The organism is Aeromonas eucrenophila (genome assembly GCF_000819865.1).
Lineage (GTDB): Bacteria > Pseudomonadota > Gammaproteobacteria > Enterobacterales > Aeromonadaceae > Aeromonas > Aeromonas eucrenophila.
This window is the reverse complement of record NZ_CDDF01000014.1, coordinates 292152-309257: the sequence shown is the minus strand read 5'-3', so window position 1 is coordinate 309257 and position 17106 is coordinate 292152. Positions and strand designations below refer to the sequence as shown.

The 17106-nt window shown below is 58.1% G+C and carries 21 protein-coding genes and 2 pseudogenes; 16 read left to right on the top strand and 7 right to left on the bottom strand.

What is annotated here, in order from left to right; genetic code table 11:
* Positions 1-28: 28 nt before the first annotated feature.
* From BN1124_RS14950 to BN1124_RS14915, 9 genes and pseudogenes are all read left to right on the top strand, one after another.
* Positions 29-538 carry a phage regulatory CII family protein gene (locus tag BN1124_RS14950; RefSeq protein WP_042643205.1) on the top strand — a complete coding sequence of 170 codons (510 nt, stop codon included), beginning with the start codon at positions 29-31 and terminating at the stop codon, positions 536-538.
* Positions 539-548: 10 nt separating this feature from the next.
* Positions 549-1007: a hypothetical protein gene (locus BN1124_RS14945; RefSeq protein WP_042643203.1), complete on the top strand. Its 459-nt coding sequence runs from the start codon at positions 549-551 to the stop codon at positions 1005-1007.
* Between the two features lie 69 nt (positions 1008-1076).
* Positions 1077-1244: a hypothetical protein gene (locus BN1124_RS21590; protein ID WP_197066225.1), complete on the top strand. Its 168-nt coding sequence runs from the start codon at positions 1077-1079 to the stop codon at positions 1242-1244.
* Between the two features lie 2 nt (positions 1245-1246).
* Positions 1247-1420, top strand: coding sequence for a hypothetical protein (locus BN1124_RS14940; RefSeq protein ID WP_231553651.1), 174 nt, complete (start codon positions 1247-1249; stop codon positions 1418-1420).
* Entirely contained in the window at positions 1417-1626 is a 210-nt protein-coding gene (locus BN1124_RS14935; RefSeq protein ID WP_042643199.1) for a hypothetical protein, read from the top strand. Before BN1124_RS14940 ends, BN1124_RS14935 begins: the two co-directional genes overlap by 4 nt.
* Positions 1623-1907 carry a hypothetical protein gene (locus BN1124_RS14930; RefSeq protein WP_042643197.1) on the top strand — a complete coding sequence of 95 codons (285 nt, stop codon included), beginning with the start codon at positions 1623-1625 and terminating at the stop codon, positions 1905-1907. Before BN1124_RS14935 ends, BN1124_RS14930 begins: the two co-directional genes overlap by 4 nt.
* Positions 1904-2161, top strand: coding sequence for a hypothetical protein (locus BN1124_RS14925; protein ID WP_042643195.1), 258 nt, complete (start codon positions 1904-1906; stop codon positions 2159-2161). Before BN1124_RS14930 ends, BN1124_RS14925 begins: the two co-directional genes overlap by 4 nt.
* The gene (locus tag BN1124_RS14920; RefSeq protein WP_197066220.1) at positions 2158-4488 is read left to right on the top strand and encodes a replication endonuclease; all 2331 of its coding nucleotides are present in this window, start codon (positions 2158-2160) and stop codon (positions 4486-4488) included. Before BN1124_RS14925 ends, BN1124_RS14920 begins: the two co-directional genes overlap by 4 nt.
* 2 nt (positions 4489-4490) lie before the next feature.
* Positions 4491-4954 (top strand): annotated as a pseudogene (locus BN1124_RS14915) (hypothetical protein).
* A gap of 125 nt (positions 4955-5079) precedes the next feature.
* Here the strand turns inward: BN1124_RS14915 and BN1124_RS14910 are convergent.
* The 4 genes and pseudogenes from BN1124_RS14910 to umuD form a co-directional block, all read right to left on the bottom strand.
* Entirely contained in the window at positions 5080-5487 is a 408-nt protein-coding gene (locus BN1124_RS14910) for a GNAT family N-acetyltransferase (RefSeq protein ID WP_082041649.1), read from the bottom strand.
* Positions 5488-5935: 448 nt separating this feature from the next.
* Positions 5936-6529, bottom strand: coding sequence for a YiiX/YebB-like N1pC/P60 family cysteine hydrolase (locus BN1124_RS14905; RefSeq protein WP_042643192.1), 594 nt, complete (start codon positions 6527-6529; stop codon positions 5936-5938).
* Between the two features lie 100 nt (positions 6530-6629).
* A pseudogene (umuC, locus tag BN1124_RS14900) lies at positions 6630-7911 on the bottom strand (translesion error-prone DNA polymerase V subunit UmuC).
* On the bottom strand, positions 7908-8330 hold the full coding sequence (gene umuD, locus BN1124_RS14895; RefSeq protein ID WP_042643373.1) for a translesion error-prone DNA polymerase V autoproteolytic subunit: 423 nt from the start codon (positions 8328-8330) through the stop codon (positions 7908-7910). Before umuD ends, umuC begins: the two are co-directional and overlap by 4 nt.
* 173 nt (positions 8331-8503) lie before the next feature.
* Here umuD and BN1124_RS20985 point away from each other — a divergent pair, with 173 nt between their 5' ends.
* On the top strand, positions 8504-9325 hold the full coding sequence (locus BN1124_RS20985) for a metal-binding protein (protein WP_082041648.1): 822 nt from the start codon (positions 8504-8506) through the stop codon (positions 9323-9325).
* A 52-nt stretch (positions 9326-9377) separates the two neighbouring features.
* Here the strand turns inward: BN1124_RS20985 and BN1124_RS20980 are convergent, their stop codons facing one another.
* The 3 genes from BN1124_RS20980 to BN1124_RS14885 form a co-directional block, all read right to left on the bottom strand.
* On the bottom strand, positions 9378-9629 hold the full coding sequence (locus BN1124_RS20980; RefSeq protein ID WP_082041647.1) for an Ogr/Delta-like zinc finger protein: 252 nt from the start codon (positions 9627-9629) through the stop codon (positions 9378-9380).
* Positions 9630-9694: 65 nt separating this feature from the next.
* Positions 9695-10711, bottom strand: coding sequence for a phage portal protein (locus BN1124_RS14890; protein WP_042643190.1), 1017 nt, complete (start codon positions 10709-10711; stop codon positions 9695-9697).
* Positions 10708-12522: a terminase large subunit domain-containing protein gene (locus BN1124_RS14885; protein ID WP_042643188.1), complete on the bottom strand. Its 1815-nt coding sequence runs from the start codon at positions 12520-12522 to the stop codon at positions 10708-10710. Before BN1124_RS14885 ends, BN1124_RS14890 begins: the two co-directional genes overlap by 4 nt.
* A 175-nt stretch (positions 12523-12697) precedes the next feature.
* On the opposite strand from BN1124_RS14885, the gene BN1124_RS14880 reads away from it, so the two are divergent.
* The 6 genes from BN1124_RS14880 to BN1124_RS14855 all read left to right on the top strand — a co-directional run bounded on the left by BN1124_RS14880 (position 12698) and on the right by BN1124_RS14855 (position 17105).
* A complete protein-coding gene (locus BN1124_RS14880; protein WP_042643186.1) occupies positions 12698-13546 on the top strand; it encodes a GPO family capsid scaffolding protein in 849 nt (282 codons plus the stop codon).
* A 9-nt stretch (positions 13547-13555) separates the two neighbouring features.
* The gene (locus BN1124_RS14875; protein ID WP_042643185.1) at positions 13556-14605 is read left to right on the top strand and encodes a phage major capsid protein, P2 family; all 1050 of its coding nucleotides are present in this window, start codon (positions 13556-13558) and stop codon (positions 14603-14605) included.
* Between the two features lie 3 nt (positions 14606-14608).
* Positions 14609-15337: a phage terminase small subunit gene (locus BN1124_RS14870; protein WP_042643184.1), complete on the top strand. Its 729-nt coding sequence runs from the start codon at positions 14609-14611 to the stop codon at positions 15335-15337.
* A gap of 114 nt (positions 15338-15451) precedes the next feature.
* Positions 15452-15913, top strand: coding sequence for a head completion/stabilization protein (locus BN1124_RS14865; RefSeq protein ID WP_042643183.1), 462 nt, complete (start codon positions 15452-15454; stop codon positions 15911-15913).
* Positions 15910-16416, top strand: a complete 507-nt coding sequence (locus tag BN1124_RS14860) for a phage tail protein (protein WP_042643182.1) — start codon at positions 15910-15912, stop codon at positions 16414-16416. Before BN1124_RS14865 ends, BN1124_RS14860 begins: the two co-directional genes overlap by 4 nt.
* A gap of 2 nt (positions 16417-16418) precedes the next feature.
* On the top strand, positions 16419-17105 hold the full coding sequence (locus BN1124_RS14855) for a phage virion morphogenesis protein (protein ID WP_042643180.1): 687 nt from the start codon (positions 16419-16421) through the stop codon (positions 17103-17105).
* Position 17106: the final 1 nt, after the last annotated feature.

Genomic DNA, 17106 nt, shown 5'->3' with positions numbered 1-17106 from the left:
AACTATGGCACTCAATGGAGCGAGAACCATGTTTATCGGTGACGACTGCAAACATCCGCACTTCGAATCTGCATGCAGCAGATTTAAATCCAACCATGTGATCAGCCAAATAGCCCCGTCAGCTGGCATTGATGCTCAGGTATTGAGGAACAAGCTCAGCCCTGACCAGCCGCACCAGCTGACAGTGGCCGATCTTATCGCGCTCTACCACGCCACCGACGGGGACGAAACCCTGTTCGACGGCATGCTGCTGGAATGTGGCCTAACGGCCATTGCCATTCCCCGCGCCGACCGGGCGTCATCCCTGCCCCATCAGGCGATCCGTCTCAACGCTGATGTGGCCAACATCGGCATGCGAGCAGTGGAACTGGCCGACCGGGGTAGGGTCACCCGCACCGAACGAAACACCATCGTCAGCGTGGCTACCTCCGCTATGGGGTCACTGGCGCTGCTTATCCACGACATTGAGGCCCGCTTCCAAGCGGTACCGACCTTGGCCTGTGCGTCAGACATCCTGATGCAGGCCGCGACCATGTAAGGGGGAACCCATGCAAACGCAACGCATCGACCATGAACAGCGCAATTTGGCCGGCCTAACACCCACTGAGCAAGTGGCCATGAACACGGCAGGCTGCCTGCTGCTGCGCGAACTATTCGGCAAAACACGCTCCAGCCTGGACACCGACTGGCTGGCCATGAGCCAGGCCAAAAAAGCGGCCATCTGTGCCATCGCCCGCCAACCACGGGGTGAGTTAATAACCGCAACCTTGTCAGCCCAACCTCATGCACAGCGCGAGTCGATAAGGCTGGCGGTGATTGCGCTGGAGTTCCAGGGGGAGTTTCGCGGTGGCTGTGACACCAAGGTGTGGCACCCGGCGCCGACCACAAGAGCCATTGGGGATATCGAGAGATTGAAGAGAGAGAGGACAAAGAGGCTGGAACTGAAACAAGCCGTTATAGCGGCAAGCCAGATGACACAGCAAGGCCCGAGAGCAATCGGACAATAAAAAAACCCGCTATCGGTGCGCCAACACCAGCGGGCTTTCATCAGTTACTTATCGACTAGGAAAATCGACATGCCAACTTTAGCCATTCTCGACACAGTGCGCAACCTGCGCCTGCAAAACCGCAAGCTTGCCAGCCGTCACATTGCTAATCCAGACCTGATCCGTTCATTGGAGCGCCCCGCCGGCATGGCATGGCGAGCGGTCTGGTCATGCGTCAACAGCCGTGGAGGGATCTGATCATGGCCGCCGTTATCACTCGTCACACCGAACCAAGCATCAAGGCCGCCAGTACCTACCTGGTGCAACAGGGTTACACCAACTGCGGTACCACCTGGCTGCGCGGCCAGAACGGGTACGCCCGCATGGAGCGTCTGACCTCTGGCTTTATCCGCATCATCGAGGGGGTTGCATGAGCATCGACGCCATTCATATCGCTAGGCGCGCCGAACAGGCCGTACTGCCGCTGCTGACCGAGCTGCTGGCCAGCACTGAGCAGACAAACCGCATCGCTCTGGGCGAGCTCTATTCAGGGGATGAGTACATCCAGGTGCAGCTGGTCGTGACCAGCCGCCCCGCTGATCTGCTCGATGACGACTCAGTGATGGGGGATGAGGAATGACAGACCTGTTTGAACTGGAAGCCCAGCAGGATGACCAGGGCACTACCGAGGCGGGCCATGCCCATATGCAGCCACCGGCACCGGTCAGCCAGCTGGCCAAACATTGGGAAGCAGCGAGACGTGAATATCTTCAACAGCCCAGCGGTCTGCTTGAGCTGGGTGGTATCCGCACCTTGTACTGGCTGGTGCTGGGAACTGGAGAAGTGGCGCTGGCCAAAGAGATCGCCGAATGGTGGGCTACGCACGAACAACTCCATGGACTGGGAGAAACCATCAAATGAGCAACCTCCTGATCTCTGAACTGCAAACCCGTGTGGATAGGTGGTTCGACACCCTGATGGGCGATGAGGCCCGTTTGCGCTCGTATCAGCGCCGCCTGCTGGAAATGCGCCAGCTATCCCCTCGCCCACGCTGCACGGTCTCCCTCACCCTGCGCCAGTGTATCGCTGCCAGAAAGATGGCGCGGCATGCCCTCCTTGCGCTGGCCTCCTGCCGGAACAACATCAAAGAGCTGTCGGGAAACCATCACCAATGAATCACCAGAACAACACAGGGCCAGCCGCCGAGGCTGGCCAATTTGGTTTTTCCATCAGCCGTCTGCCGACGCCAAAACCGAACCAGCTTCCGCTGTCAAAAAGAACACTCAAGGCCCGCATCGACGCCCTCGCCAACGCCATGCCGGGTACCAAGCTGGAGGCCGCCTTTGTGGGCGCCCCTGGTGAATCCGATCTGGTCTGGGCGGTGCAACTGCTCGATGGCCTCTCCATGCAGTTCACCCTGGTGCTGTTCAAGCAGTACGTGCGCCGCCGCAAAGATGGCACCACCCGCAACTGCCGCAGCGCAAACATCTGGCTGCGGGAACGTGTGAAATGGGTCCGCTCCCTGGTGATGGCGCTGCCGGTCGATGCCCAGCACCTGCGCGACGAAGAAGGCCGCAAGCGGGTCGCCCACCAGTTCGCCAACCAGACCGCCGCCATCTGGAAAAATATCGAGCAGAACACCACAGCCGGTGAACTGGACCTGATGGAGACATGGGAATCCATCAAGCAGCCAGCCGACCAATGGGCATTCATCGGCAAGATGCCGAAATTCAAAACCAAAGAGGCAAGGGATAACTGGATCCTGAGCGTGATAGTGCGCCTGCTATCTGCCAAGTGGTGGGAAAGGCGCATCAACCGCTGCTGGGACAGGCTGCAAGAGCACATCGCCATTCTGCTGGGCAAGGTGCGCAAGGGCGTCTCTGCCTACATCTCGAACGCCACCATGAAGGTGGTGCGCGAGCGCAAGCGGGCCATGATGCGCTGGCTAGCCGAGTCGGAGGTGATGAACGAGCAGCACGACTTGGTTGTCTCTATGAAGGACTGCTGGGAAGCGAGCAATGCCAACCCGGTCAACCGCCGAGCCGAGATGATGACCCGCATGCGCGGCTTTGAAGACTACGCCGAGGAGCAGGGCCATGTCGGGGTGTTCTTCACCTGGACAGCCCCGAGCCGCTTTCACGCTTGGAAGACCGGCCGCAACGGCAAGACCATCGAAAACGACAAGTACCAGGGAGCAACCCCGCGCGACACCTGCGCCTATCTGGGTCAGCTCTGGAGCCGGGCCCGCTCATATCTGAAACGATGGGGCGTGCCTGTCTATGGCTTCCGCGTCTGCGAACCTCATCACGACGGTACGCCGCACTGGCACATGCTTTTGTTTATGCGCCCCAGCGACCGGAATAAGGTGATCAGCACCCTTCAACGTTACGCCCTGACCGATGACCTGTTGGAGCTGGAGCGCAACAACCTGGGCATTCCCTTCACCGACTTTACCCCACGCTTCGACTGGAAGGAGATCGACCCGTCCAAGGGCGATGCCACCGGCTACATCGCTGCCTATATCGCCAAGAACATCGATGGCGAACACGTTGATGGTGATGACGAGGCAGGTACAAAGGCTGACCAGGGCGCCCAGCATGCCTGCGCCTGGGCCAGTTGGTGGGGGATCCGCACCTTCCAGCAGATCGGCGGTGCACCAGTCGGGGTATGGCGCGAGCTACGCCGCATCAGCAACGCCAAGAAGCACGGCGATCTGGTGGGGCCACCCAAGCCGGTATTGCAAGACCCGCGCTTTGAGGCCGCCCGCTATGCCGCCGATAACGCCATCTTTCGCTGCTACCTCGAAGCCATGGGCGGGGCGCTGGCTACCAGATCCGAGCACCCCATCAAACTAGCCCACCTCATCGAAGAACAGGCCAACAGCTACGGCGAAGACATCAAACGCCTGATGGGGCTGCACACCGCTCGCCTGGGTATCAAGACCCGCCTGCAAGGTTGGGAAGTTGTACCAGCAGGCACCTTTGAGGCCGCCAAGGCCGCCGGGGGTTCGGTTGGGGGTGTTGGGGTTAAGTCGGGCGGCAGCCCGGCTCCTTGGAGCTCTGACAATAACTGTACGCAGCCGGATCCTGAGGCGTTCGCGGATCAGTTGATGGCAGAGCAATGGGGTTTATCACCCTTCTCGATCGGACGTTTGCGGGCTGGAGCAAGCGTCACAACTGACGGTTTCACCCTCTGGCTTGAGAACGGCCAGGTGCAATCGAGCCGAGCGGTACCAAGCGAACCGGACTGGGTGCCAGAGGGCCAGTCGCCAGCCGAGCCGAACCAGCCGGATGAGTACGCGGTACCGGAAGGCGATCAGGACTGGCCGATGCTGGTTGAGCTCTGCGGCAAGGTCTACCAGGCACAGGGCCATACCGGTACCCGCAGTTGGATAGAGATGCTGCCGGAGCCCTATCAGTCAGAGATGTGGCGGGTACTGGAGGGGCTAGACGTGCCGGAGTGGATGCAAGAACAGAACGACTACAGCGAGGAGTGGGCATAAACATGAACAGCAAACAGACCGTCAGCCGGGAAGAATACCGCCGCCTGGAAAATCAGGTGACCTGCATCCTGCAGCAGCGCTGGCCAGCCAAGGAAATCAGCCAGTGGGTAGGAATGCTACAGGGCAAACAGCAGGCAGTGGCCTGCGCCGCCGGCACCCTCGCCCAACATCGCTGGCCCTGCCGGCCATCGCCCCCGAGGTGCCGACCCCGTTTCAGGCCAGAGCCAACCGCCCCACCGTGCCGGTGCTGACCGCAGATGGCCGATCTGTTGGCCGCCGCCATATCGTGGACGGGCTCGCCCCCGTGGCCATCGACCAGAGCGGCACCATCAGGTGTGCCGTCACCGGCCGCACCCTCTTTATCGCACCGGGCAGCACCACCGACTGTGCCAATCCGGGCGCAGCAGAGCAGCTCAACCCTGAGTACAAGCCATCTCTGCACCAAGTAGTGGCTGATAACAGATAAATCTGTACAAGAGATGAAACGCCCGTTCTATAGCAAAAATATAACTCGCATCGGAGTGTAGAGTTTCTTATCTAACCTCAGTCAACAAATGTATATAGCGCATAGTAAAAATTGTAAATCACTCTCTAAGAGTTTATTTTACTCACTATATTTTTCGTTCCGCCAATATTCTGAAAATTCAAACCACCATCGAATTGTAAAAACACTTTTTCCCAAAAGTTGACGGAGTCATTTACTGGTTCAATTACAAACTTGCATTTACTTTTTAAGATATGGTCTATAAGTGCTTTAGCGGCAAGTTTGCCAAAACCATTCTTGCGAAACTCCTTTGGGACAAAAAACCTCGCAAGCTCAGGAAGGTCATCATCTTCATCATAAAAGTCATATAGTACTGCGTACGCTTTATAATTACCTTTTGCTATTAAAAAATAATCTCTTTCGAATATATCGAAACCAGGGTTCAATTCTTTTGTTTCACAAAGAGCTTCATTCACGTCTTGATAATCTACGTCTATAACCGACATGTCACTCATATACTCACCTATATGACAGATAAATATTTGGCAATACACTGCACACTGCAGTGTGTATACCACCAAAAACTCATAACTAACACACTAACAATAAATTACCATGATTTGCAAATCCGAATTGCTTCTTCGTGAGATAAATTAACTTCACGACATAGTAGAGCGATGAGTACCTCCTTGTTCTCATGGCAGGTCTATAGCTGAATGGTGGAGCTTACCTATTTGCCCTTGATATTTATAACTAAGCACTGCAAAATCTTCCCCCTAAATCCGTATTTAATAATGGATCCATCATCCACGGCATGGTTCCAGAAACAATCTTTCAGATTACCACTGAACCTGTTTTTTATAATAGGGTGGTGATGGTGAATTTTGATGAAAAATTGAATGCATAAACTAATGTATCAAGACGTAGTGATTTTTCCTTCTACGCATTTCATCAAACGACATGCTAGGGTTCTTTATAGCCAGTTATGACACCGACAACGCTCAAAATGTTAAGCTGTATATCTCGACTGATGTCCCCAGGGTTTGATCCTGGCTCCCCCTCGGGCACCTTCATCCCAAACGTCTCATAGTAATCCACCCAAGAAGGTGATATTTCACCAGTCTTCAGATCACGAAAACTCATCGGCTTTTCAGGAAAGAACGCAACACCACCGTTTGCATGCTTAAACATATCCACTACTAACTCACTGCAATACAGTGCTAGTTCATCAGTTAAATAAATGACATCGTAAGGCATACCTCTCTTTTCAAGTCCATAAGAAATGGCACTGGGAATTAGTGCTTTGTGCTCATCACGAAGTCGTGCGTGAATGTAGCGAGGTTTACCCGGCTCAAACTCAGAACGACGCAGGTGTACGGCCAAATTCGTCACTCGAACTTCTGGCGGAAATGCCTCCAGCACATAGGTGCCATAATTGTTGAGTACAACAACCCCCATGTGATTGACACGAGCTCCACCATAGCCTTTGGTTACCGCCGATATTGCATTGTCCGGTGGCCCTATTTGCGTAAAAATCAGATCACCACTCTCAAACATGCTGATTCTCCTTTTTTATTGCCATCTTGCTCCCTAACTCTCGGCTGGAGCCATCTCAGTATTTTAGCAACAGTCCTTCATATGAAGTGCTTAAGGTTGTTTATGCCTTCACCACCGGCAGCTCGCCGAGCGCGGTGGTGTAGCGGGGGCTTAACTGATCCCGCTTCATCATCCACTCTTTGGTGTCTCGGCCACGAACGGCGAAGTAGACCTTCCCCAGTTGCCCCTGGTTGATCTTGTCGATGACCTGCATCAGCGCCTCGCGATGCGGGGATTGCTGCTCACCTGCGAACAGGTCGCCCTGCTGCATGTTGGAGGGGATGAAGTCAGTCAGCATGACCCCTCCTTTCTGATAGCGTTGCTCGTCGCGCCAGATGCGGGGGAGCAATTCGGGGATCAGGGCCAGCAGAGCACGGGTGTCATGGGTGGGCATGGCCAGCCTGGTGCTCACCTGGTTGCCGTAATAGGGTTCCCGATCGCTGAACGGGCTGGTGCGAATGAAGAGCGTCACATGCCGGCAGCACATCCCCTCGCCTCGCAGCTTCTCGGCGGCGCGCTCCATGTAACCGGCCAGTGCCTGGTGCATGGGGCCTATCTGGGTGATGCGCTCGCCGAAGGAACGCGAGCAGATGATCTGCTGCTTGGCCTGGGCCTTTTGCTCCAGCTCGGCGCAAGGGATCCCGCGCAGCTCCTGCACAGTGCGTTCCACGACCACGCCATAACGGCGCCGCAGGCTCTTGGGGTCAGCAGCGACCAGATCGGCCACCGTTTTTATGTCCTGAGTTTCCAGCTTGGCTGTCAGCCGCCGGCCAATACCCCATATCTCGTCCACCGGGGTGATCGCCATCAGCTTGGCGCGGCGCCCTTCATCCCGCAGATCAACCACGCCGCCAGTGGCCGGCCACTTCTTGGCGGCATAGTTGGCCAGCTTGGCCAGCGTCTTGGTGGGGCCGATGCCGACCCCAACCACAAGCCCGGTCCACTGCTGCACCCGCTCGCGGACTTGGCGGCCATAAGTCACCAGGTCGCCAGCCCAAGACTCGCTCAGCTCGATAAAGGCCTCGTCGATGCTGTAGACCTCCACCGCCGGGGCCATCCCCTCCAGAATGGTCATCACCCGGTTCGACATGTCTCCATAGAGTGCGTAGTTGCTGGAAAACCAGACCCCGCCCATGGCCTCGAAGAACTGGCTGATCTGGAAGTAGGGCACCCCCATCTTGATGTCCAGCGCCTTGGCCTCCGCCGAACGGGCGACAACGCAGCCATCGTTGTTGGAGAGCACCACGATGGGCCGGCCTTTGAGGTCAGGGCGAAACAGCCGCTCGCAACTGGCGTAAGAAGTTGTTCACGTCGACCAGGGCGACGGCGCAGTGCTTGTTCATGGGGTCGCCATCTTGTGCACGACGAAGGCTACCACCCCGAAAATCTCCAGCTCCTGCCCCTCGCAGAAATGAATAGGCCGATAGACAGGGTTACCCGGGAGCAGCGCCACCGATGGCTCAAGCTGCAACTTCTTCACCGTGAATTTACCATCGACCGCGGCGACCACCACGCAGCCATCCAGCGCCTTACGGCTACGGTCCACGACCAGCAGGTCGCCATCGCGGATCCCGTAGTCGACCATACTGTCACCGGCTGCCCGCACAAAGTAGGTGGCCGCCGGGTGGGCAATACACAGCTGGTTAAGGTCGATGGTTTGCTCGGTGTAGTCCTGCGCCGGTGACGGAAAGCCGCAGGCCACCGGGGAGAGGAACAGGGGGAGCTCCAACAAGGGGGCATCAGGAGTGGGTTGAGCAAACATCATAAACGCCTCGAACACGCTGTATATAAGTACAGTATGATAGATTACCAACACACATTGATAAACATCTCAAACGAAACCGTGTCAGTGTATAGATAACTTCTCTACGTATGACTATCAAAACAGAAACCGATCACTTAAATTAGTAATTCAATTTATTAGTGGAGACTACAATGGGAGAGTATGCAAAAGAACTGTCAAAGCGAATAACTTGCGAAAGAAAGAAAGAGGGCTATTGCTTAATATGCGATAATCATAAACCACTAACTGAGGATCACGTTCCACCCAAAAGCGCAGTAACGATAACTAGAACAGAACAAAAGTTGATAACAGAAGCTTTTAAAAGCGCTCCAACAAATCTAAAAGGCGTTCGTTCACGGAACGGAAATAAATTCAAAACTATATGTAAGCAATGCAACAGCTCTCTTGCTGATGGCGATACAGAGATAGGTATTGCATACAAAGAGCTAACTAAAAAAATTAATAACTATTTTGCAAGTGCTAATAGAGTCAATTCATTCGTGTCAGTGAAAATTAATCCAATAAAATACATTCGGGCTATGGCTGGACATATCCTGGCCGCCACAAGTGAAGATGAATGCCAGCAAAAACAATCTGATAGCCCTTACTTCACTCCAATCAAAAACTTTGTCTTAGGTAAGTCAGACTCTATCGACGATAGTCATGATATTTATTATTGGTTTTATCCAAAAGGACGCCATTTGAGTGCAAAAATATTAGCATTTCATAACAAGGGAAACAGTAGCGCGATAAGTCTTCTATCATTTTTCCCAGTAGCATTTCTGATCACGGAAAAAGGGAAGGGAATTTATCCTGTGCAGGCCACAAAATTAGATTCAAAAAGCGAATCACTGTTGCTGGACCTGTCATTAAGAAATGTGAATTATGTGGACTTTCCATTCACAAAATTAGAGGATTGGCAGTTCTATTTAATGCCAGATTACACATGCACAACAAGTTATCCGATAAAATGAATTTATAGTTAGCAACAGCATTGGGAAAAGGAGAGCCAATATTGTTAGGGGGCTATTGCGCCCCCAGTCCATTCAGTACCATCTGCCGCCCCTCTGGCGTCAGCGACCCAACCAGACTCAATACCAGCTGGTTCGCCGTCTTGGCTGATGGGCTCAGGGTGTGAGCAAACGACAGACAGGCCACCCAGGAATGGCCACACTCTGCATCGGTACATTGGCAGTAAAGATCGGATACATCCGGGCTCAACTGGTTGGTCTTGGTAATGCGACCCCTCTGGCCACATACTTTGCAATAAACCCGCATCACCCCTCCCAATAAATATAAAATACAATCAATAGATTGCATCTTACACCAATGTGACTGTTTTTTTATACAGTTGAACCTATCGTTTCCCGAAAATCGACCCACAAGGTCCGGGGCAGGTCGGTACTATTGATGGCATCCTGGACGAGCTCGCACAGCGGCAGCACCTCATTCCTAGCATAGGTGGCGTCGTACTTCTCAGGATCGCCCAACCCGCCCCCACCATTGGTCGGAATGATGCCGGCCAGCGCCGCTGGGAAGCGGTGAGAAGTCAATACATCCTGGGCGGTGATCCCCTTGATGGCCGCGAACTCGTCCTTGGTCGCGATATCCCCCACCGGGATCAACTTGATGCCATCGGGCTTGCCGTCGGGGATGTTCACGAACATCGAGCGGAAGTTACCCACCCCCTTGCTGTTGGCGATCATCTCCTTCATCTCGGCTTCGGTGTCATCGTCCATGTTCGGGTCGGTGGCGTAGAAGATGAACCCCATGTGGGCGCCGTTGAGGAAGTATTTGCGCCGAAACAGGGTGGCGTCCTGATTGAGCAGGGCCGACTGCAGGCCGCCCAGATAATCAGGCATGCCATAGACCTGCTGCTCGGGGTCGTACTGGGCCAGCCAGATGACATCCTCAGTCCGATATATCAGACTCGGCTTGCCCTGCTGCAGGTAAACAAAGCAGCCATCTTCGCGCCGGCGCAGGTAGACGCTCGAGAGCGGGTGCAGCCCCACCACCTGGCCAAAGCCATTGCGAATTTTAAGCAGTCCCGCATCCCCGAACTGCAGGTAGTTGTGCACGAACGCCGTGATGGTGGCGCGCTGATTGGTAAAGCGGCCGGCGACCATGTTGCGACGCGCCATCAGGATGGCCCCGTGGTGGGCGTTGGCCCGCGCCACCTTGGCCAGCCCCTTGCGCTCGATGGGGGGCTGGTAATACTCGCCGTAGGGGTTGTAGAAGACCCCGGTGTAGTCGGTCATCCAGGCGGTGGAATCTACGGCCTCCGGCATACTGAACGCCACGGCGCCGCGGCTGGATGAGGTGGCCACCTGGGCCGATGGCTGTTTTCGTTGTTTGGTCATGCTGCCTTCTTCTCCTGGCTGGTTGCCCAGGTGGATTTGCGTTTGCGGTTGGTATCGAGCGGCTCGTTGGCCACGGCGTGGGCGATGGCAAAGAACACATCGGCGTGTCCGGTCACGTTGTCGCGGGCGGCCCTAAACGTCATCTGGCCGCCACCGGTGGTGCTGCGCTTGATGGCCAGGAACGCCAGCGGGATATCCCGATCCGAGCTGTCCCACTCGATGCGGTTGGCCTCCACCACGTCGATCATCTTGAGTACCAGCCGCGACTTGCTCTCGATGCTGTAGTTGATGGGGTGGCACACCCCTTTGAACACGGGCTTGAGCAGGTCATAGACCCCGGAGCCGATGCCAGAGACGTCGACCCCCAGATAAGTGACCCGGAACTTCTTGGCGATGCGCTCGATCTCCTGCGCCTGGTACTGGAAGTTGAGCCCGCGCCAGTAGTGCTTTTCCAGCACCCGGAACCGCTCACCGGCAACGGTAGGCGGGGCGACCACCACCAGGGTGGCGTTATCACGAGTGCGGCTCGGGTCGTAACCCATCCACACCTCCCGCCGCCCGAACGGATCGGGCCGCCCTGGCTTGTAGTCCTCCCACCGGGTCGGGTCCACCCCTGCCCGCTCCATGTCTTGGAACTTGAACACCGACAACGCATCGTCGATAAAGCGGCACAGGTAGAGGCGATCGAACACCTCCTCCGGGTATTCGTCTTTGAGCTCCTCGATGTCGATGAGGTTGCAGCCAAGACGAATGGCATCCTCGATGGTGATGACATAGCGCCACTGCCGATCGGGACAGACCCGGCCGCCATCACGCATCTCATCTTCACCAGGGAAATCGATCGCCACCCGGCTCGGGCGCTGCCCCTTCCAGCGATCCCCGGTCCAGAACCGGTACGCCTCGTGCACCTTGCTTGAAGGTGTCGAGAAGTAGGTCTTGCGCCAGCGGGTTTGGGTCGCCATGGCGCTGGCCACGTCAGAGAGCTTCTCGAAGTTGGGGATCCAGAAATACTCGTCGATATAGACGTTGCCAGAGCGGGACTGGGCGCTGTTGGAGTTGGTCGAGCAGAAGTGCAGCTCGGCCCCGTTCGACAAGACGATGGGATTACCGGTCAGGGTTAGCCCAAGGAATGTCTGGGCGATCTTGCAGATGTAGGATCGGAACACCTCCGCCTGGGCCCGGGTGGCCGACAGGAATATCTGATTGCCACCGGTCAGCACCGCATCTTCCAGCGCCTCGCCGGCGAAGTAGTAGGTCATGCCGATCTGGCGCGACTTCAAGATGTTGCGGGTTCGCGGCAAGGCCGGGTCGTTCTTGGCCTCGCGGCAGCGCAGCTGGTAGCCAAACAGGGTACCCAACCACTCGGCGAAATCGGCCTCGGTCAGGTGACCGACTTCGTTCTTCCCCTTCTTGCCGCCCTTGCGGCTGCCTCCGTCCTGGCCACCTCGGCCCCGCCTGCCACGCTCGGGTGAAGGCTCGCTGCCCTCTTCCCGCTGGGCCTTGAGGGTCTGCTCCCGCTCGGCCCACTTGAGCGCCTTCTCTTTCAGACTGACATGGTGGCCAATCAGCCGATCGAGCTCCTCCAGCTCGGCGCCGGTCTTCTTCTCCCGCCCCAGCAAGGATTGCACACGGCGGGCGATGGCATCCTCCACCGCCTCATCGGTCAGCAGGTCACGCCAGCCGAGCTTCTCGGCCCAGTAGTAGATGATGCGACAGGAGTTGAGCCCCAGTTCGTCCTTGATCTCCTGGGGTGTCCATCGTTTAAGGTAGAGTCCCCGCGCGGCATTGCGGATCTCTTCGGGATACGCCACAGCGCCTCCATCAGGTGAATGATGGCGCCATCATAGCCAGCCCCCTCCCCCGACTTATCCCACTGATGTTCTGAGCAATTCGGATTTCCTGCTGGATCCGAATTGCCTGGAACACAACCGGATGAAACCCCCTTGCCGACCCGATAGCCTGAGCCCGCATCTATTGGGAGCAGGCATGAACGAATCAACCTTGAGAACTGGCTGGGTCTCTATCGCCACCGAAGGCAAAGCGGTGGACGGGCGGGATATTACCCGCGACTGGCTCACCGACATGGCCGAGACCTATGACCCGACCTATTACACCGCCGTCATCTGGCCAGAGCACGATCGCTGGTCCAGCTATGGCACCGTGCAGGCGCTCAAGACCGAAGAGGTAGACGGCAAGCTCAAGCTGTTCGCCATCCTTTGCCCTAACCGGGATCTCATCTACTGGAACCAGAGCGGCCAGTATCAGTTCTGCTCCATCGAGCCATTCGAGCAATTCGCCGATCTGGGCCGAACCTACCTGATTGGCTTGGGGGTCACCGACCAGCCCGCCAGCACCGGTACCACCTACCTCAAGTTCAGCAAGAGCAACAAGGGCCAAACCATCGGCACCAGCGAACCGCTGGATCTCTCGATGTTCAAACTACCCAAGCACGAAAAGGCCGATGGCCTCATGACCAAGCTGTTCAGCTTCATGGCCAGCCATGGCGAACCTGCCCCCCAACCCAAGCCCAGCCAACCCGAGGATGAGGACATGAACAAAGAGCAATTCGATCTGCTGCAGGGGACCCTGACCGGCCTTGGCGAAAAGATCGAGAGCTTCAGCGCCAAGCTGGAAGCCAAGCCGGAGACCGAACCGACCCCGGCCCCGGTCATCGACCCGGCCAAAGAAGACAAGCCCGGCATCACCACCGAACAGTTCAGCCAGCTGCAAACCCAGCTCAGCGCACTGACCGCCAAGATCGACCAGTTCTCCGTCGAAGTGCCGGGCCAGCGCCCGGGCGCACTCGGTGGTGACGATACCCCCACCGTATTTTAAGGACGCTCCATGAGTCAGACCCTCACCGTCCAGGCCATGCAGCGCCTGGATCAATACAGCAATGCCCTGGCCAAGTCCTACGGCATCCCCGTCAACGCGCTGGCCAAGCAGTTCAGCGTCACCGGTCCGGTGGAAACCGGCCTGCGCGCGGCCCTGCTCGCCTCCGTTGAGTTCCTTGGCCTCATCACCTGTATGGACGTGGATCAGATCAAGGGCCAGGTGGTGCAAGTCGGCATTGGCAAGCTGTTCACCGGCCGCAAGAAAGGCAAGCGCTTCCAGGGCAAGGTCGGCGTGGATGGCAACACCTACGAGCTGACCGAAACCGATTCGTGCGCCTCACTCGACTGGGCGACCCTGTGCGTCTGGGCCAACGCCGGCAACGAGGGCGAGTTCATCCGCCTGGTGGGCGAGTTCATCAACCAGGCGTTTGCCCTGGACATGCTGCGGGTTGGCTGGAACGGCGTGAAAGCCGCCGATGATACCGACCCCGATAAATACCCGCTGGGGGAGGACGTCAACAAAGGCTGGCATCAGATCGCCCGTGAGTGGAACGACGGCAGCCAGATCATCAAGGCCAAGGCCGGCGAGAAGATCTACTTCGACCCGGACGGCAAGGGCGATTACAAGACCCTGGACGAGATGGCCTCGGATCTTATCAACACCACCATCGATCCGCTGTTCCGCCAGGACCCGCGCCTGGTGGTGCTGGTCGGTACCGACCTGATTGCCGCCGCCCAGGCCAAGCTCTACAGCGAAGCCACCAAGCCGAGCGAGCAGATCGCCGCCCAAAAGCTGGCCGAGTCCATCGCCGGACGCCGCGCCTATATCCCGCCCTTCTTCCCGGGCAAGCGGATGGTGGTCACCACCCTGGACAACCTGCACCTCTACACCCAGCGCGCCACCCGCAAACGCAAGGCGGACGATAACCAGGACAACAAGTGTTTCGATAACCAGTACTGGCGCATGGAAGGCTACGCCCTGGGCGAGCACCTGGCCTATGGCGGCTTTGAAGAGGCTGACATTGAGATCGGCTCCGCGCCGGCAGCGCCCGAGGCCTAAGCCATGAGCTCACCCGGTCAGCGTCACAAGCAACGCGTGCAAGCCATGCAGGGGGCCGAACAGGCCGCCTGCTCCGGCATGGCCACCGGTGCGGTGGCCGACAGCCTGCACCTGCAGTTGATTGCCCTGGAGCAGGACATCAGCCGGCTGCGCACGCTGGCGCGCATCGGTGACCGGGTGAACATGAAACGCGATGAGCTGATGCCCAAGTACCGCCCCTATGTGGAACGCTATCTGACCACCGTCGCAGAGTCCGGCCAGCCCTATCAGAACGAGCTTTTTCAACGCCTCATCATCTGGGCCTTTGACGTCGGGGATTTCGACGCCGGCATTGCCTGGGCGGAGCTCGCCATCGCCCAGGGTCAGCGCACCCCGAACAACATCAAGCGTGACTGGGCCCACTTCGTGGCCGACACCGTGCTGGAGTGGGCCGAGAAACAAGCGGCCGAGGGCCATGCCGTCGAGCCCTGGTTCTCCCGGGTGTTCGACAAGGTACGCAATGACTGGCGTCTCAACGAGAAGCTGACTGCCAAGTGGTTCAAGGCCGCCGGTTGCCTGCTACTGCGTGACCACGACGGCCAGCCCCGCCCCAGCGCCGTGGGCGACAGCGCCACCCTGGAGCAAGCCGATCACTGGCTGGCCCAGGCCGACAAGCTGCACGGCAAGGTGGGCGTCGGCACCTTGCGCCAAAAGATTGCCATGCGCCTGCGGGCGCTTAACCCGGAGCAATAAGACTCTCCGCGCCACCGCACCCCGGCGCGAATGCCATGGGCAGCCTTTGGCGAGCCTTGCGGCAATTGCGTGGCTTCAGGGGTGCCCCATTTCAACCAACCAGCGAGGCAAGCCATGTTTGCAGGCAAGGACATCGACTACAGCACCGCCACCATCCGCAATGACGGGTTCTGGCCTGATGTGGCCGTCGCTGACTTCGAGCGCCGCCGCGCCTTGCCCGCCGATCTGGATGCCCAGACCACCGGCGCCGCCCTGCTGGCCGCCGTCTCTGAAATCAACCTGCAGCTCGGCCGCCATCAGGTGGCGCTGCAGGCTAAGGGGTACACCACGGCCGCCGAGGTACCCGGGCCCAGCCTGGAGGGCGGCACCAACGCCCTGACCGAGCAGTATCTGGCCGCCGTCTTTGCCCGCGCCAAGGCCGCCCTGCTGCCGGAGTTCGCCAGCGTCACCGAGCGGGCCACTGCCAACAATCAGGTGGAGCGATCGCCAGACCAGCGCGCGCTGCTGCTGGCCGAGAGTCAGCAACTGGTGCGCAGCATCAAGGGCAAACACCGCACGGGAGTCTCGCTGATATGAACGAACAGCAGGCCCAGGGCTACTTCCTGCAAGGGCTCCATGCCGAGCTGCTGCGGGTGCTGCCGGCCAAGTGTCACAAGCGCCTGGATAGCTGGATGGAGAACGGCACCATCAAGCTCGAACCCAAGAACATGGGCCCCACCGGGGTGAACGTGGCCTGGCTCACCTACCAGGCGGTGTTCACCATCGAGCAGTTGCCGTTTCGCGAGCTCGACCCGGCCATTCTGTTGGCCACCGTCGCCGCCTGGGTGCAAGAGCACGACGACTACCGCGAGCAGTACGAGTTGCCCGATCCCGAGTACGCGGTTACCCCGAATGACGAGCAGACCGCGGATCTCGAGATCCAGCTCCCCTTTGCCGAGCCGCTGCGCCTCATCCCACACGAACAGGGCCTTATCCAGTGGGGTGGCCAACGCTGGAACGTGGCCCCTTATGACATCTGGGTGGCCGAACAGATTGACGTGAACGTGGCGGGTACCGCCCAGCACCGGGTCGGGGCCTGAGCATGATCACCATCACGCTCGACACCCGCCGCAGTAAAGAGCAGCTCAACCTGCTGGCCCTGCCACCCAAGAAGCGCAAGCGGCTGGTGTGGCGGGCAGCCACGGAGTTGAAGAAGCTGGCCGCCCGCAACGTGCGTCAGCAGCAAGACCCTGAAGGCAATGCCTGGGCCCCCCGCAAGCGCGGTAAACGCAAGATGCTGCGCGGCCTGCCCAAGCTGCTGGAGATCCGCACCCCTCGCCAGGACGTGGCCGAGCTGGGGTTTACCAAAGGCACCATGAGCGCCCACGCCGGGATCATCGCCAACACCCACCAGAAGGGGCACACCTACCAGGTGACAGCGGCCAGCCGGCGTCGAATCGCCCCGAGCGATGGCGGCAAGCACAAACCGGCCAGCAAGGCGCAGGCCCGCAAGCTACGCGAGTTGGGATTCAAGCGCCCGGGCAAGCGCAAGCGGTCATACCGCTCGGCCTCGCTCGGCTGGATCACCGGCAACCTCAACTATGCCCAGGCCGGCCTGCTCATCAAGAAGCTCAAGGATGAGCCGGTGAAGGAGAGCTGGGAGATCCAGCTACCAGCGCGCCCGTTCCTGGGCGCCAGTACCCGGCAGCGGGAACAGGCCTTTGCTCGTGCCCTGCAGAGCATCGACTACGGCTGGGACGTCAGCAAGCAAGACCTCAAGAGGAAATAAG